Raw genomic sequence first — 1,917 nt, forward strand, 5'->3', positions numbered from 1 at the left:
GCCCCTGGCCGCGCGGCGCCTGGCCGCGCAGTCCGACAGCCCCGTGCCGGCCTGGCTGGCCGGCATGGCCGAGAGCCTGGCCGCCGGCCGCGCGCCCGACGTCGGCACCCTGGCCGAGGCGCTGGAGAAGCTGCCGGCCGCCGAGTGGCTGGCCACCTTGCAGCGCTTCTTCACCGACCTGAACCTGGCCGTCCACGGCGCCGCCGCGCGGTATTTTCCCAGCCTGGCCCAGCCTCTGGGCGCCATCGCCGCCCGCGCCCGGCCGGCGCCCCTGGCCGAGACCGGCCGCTGGCTCACCCGCCAGCGCGCCCTGGCCGGGCATCCCCTGAATGCTAAGCTTTTCGCCCATGCCGCCTTGCAGCGCGTGGTGCTATCCTGCCAAGGCTAGGCCTGCGCATTTTTCCGCCATGTATGTAGATTCCCATTGCCATTTGAATTTTCCGGAGCTGGCCTCCGAGCTGCCCGCCGTGCTGGACCGCATGGCGGCCAACCAGGTCACCCATGCGCTGGTGGTCAGCGTCAACATGCCGGAGTGGCCCGGCCTGATGGAACTTGTCCGCCCGCATGGCAATTTATGGGCCTCGGTGGGCGTGCACCCTGACTACGAGGACACGCCAGACCCGGAGCCCGAGGAGCTGCTGCGGCTGGCGCAGGACCCCAAGGTCGTCGCCATTGGCGAGACCGGGCTGGACTACTACCGGCTGAGCGAACCGCTGGATTGGCAGCGCGAGCGCTTCCGCCGCCATATCCGGGCGGCCCGCCAGGCGCGGTTGCCGCTCATCATCCACACCCGCAACTCGGCCGAGGATACGGTGCGCATTCTCAAGGAAGAGGGCGCCGAGGAAGTCGGCGGGGTGATGCACTGTTTTACCGAGACCTGGGACATGGCCCAGGCCGCGATGGACCTGAATTTCCATATTTCGCTGTCGGGCATCGTCACCTTCAAGAACGCCGGCATCGTGCACGAGGTCGGGCGCAATATGCCGCTGGACCGCCTGCTGATCGAAACCGACGCGCCCTATCTGGCGCCGGTGCCTTATCGCGGCAAGCTCAATGACCCGTCCAAGGTCATCCATGTGGCCGAGAAGATCGCCGAGCTGCAGGGGCGTGCGGTGGCCGAGATCGCTCATGCCTCGACGGAAAATTTTTTCAAGCTTTTCAGCAAGATAGAGCGATAAATAAAAGTAATTTCTCTTGTTTTTAAGGAGCCGGGCATGCGGGCGAGGATCAAGATGGCCGCCGTGGCGGCGCAGGCGTTGATGGCCCTGAGCCTGGCCGGCCCGCCAGCGGCGGGGGCGGCCGAGGTGCCCAAGAACTGGTGGTTCTATGTGCACAATGACCGGCCGGCGGAGCTGAAAGCCTTGTTGGCCCGGGGCGCCGATCCCAATGTGCGCTTCAAGAACGGGCAGCCGGCCATCATGCGCGCGGTGGTCGACAACGCCTGGGAAGTGTTCGACGTGCTGGCGGCCGACCGCCGCACCGACGTCAATATCCAGAATCCCGCCGGCGAAACCCCACTGATGTATCTGGCGCTGGCTGGGCAGACGGAGCGGGCGCGCAAACTCATCGCGCGCGGTGCCGAGGTCAACCGGCTGGGGTGGACGCCCTTGCACTATGCGGCTTCCAAGGGCCAGGTGGACACCGCCAAGCTGCTGCTGTCCCAAGGCGCGATGGTCAACGCGCCGTCCTCGGAGGGCCGCACGCCGCTCATGATGGCGGGGTATTCCGGCAACCGGGCCATGGTGCAGTTGCTGCTGGACGCCGGCGCGGATCCGACCACCCAGGACCTGAAGGGTCAGACGGCGGCCGATTGGGCGCTGGCCGGCAAATGGGGCAGCCTGTCCCAGGAGTTGCAGCGCGTCTCGGAGGCGGCCTGGCAGGCCCGGGAGGCCCAGCGCGGCGGTTCGGCCGCGGGCG

The 1,917-nt window shown here is 67.8% G+C and carries 2 protein-coding genes and 1 pseudogene; all 3 read left to right on the forward strand.

The genetic code is table 11. The features are described from left to right. Positions 1–388, forward strand: a pseudogene (locus tag AXA74_RS23640) (DNA polymerase III subunit delta'); the annotation flags it as partial. A gap of 19 nt (positions 389–407) precedes the next feature. Next, positions 408–1,178: a TatD family hydrolase gene (locus tag AXA74_RS23645; protein WP_029581174.1), complete on the forward strand. Its 771-nt coding sequence runs from the start codon at positions 408–410 to the stop codon at positions 1,176–1,178. Positions 1,179–1,214: 36 nt separating this feature from the next. Continuing rightward, on the forward strand, positions 1,215–1,917 hold a 703-nt coding region (locus tag AXA74_RS23650; RefSeq protein ID WP_407060214.1), incomplete at its 3' end, for an ankyrin repeat domain-containing protein.

It is taken from the genome of Bordetella hinzii LMG 13501 (assembly GCF_001548475.1).
GTDB lineage: Bacteria > Pseudomonadota > Gammaproteobacteria > Burkholderiales > Burkholderiaceae_B > Bordetella > Bordetella hinzii.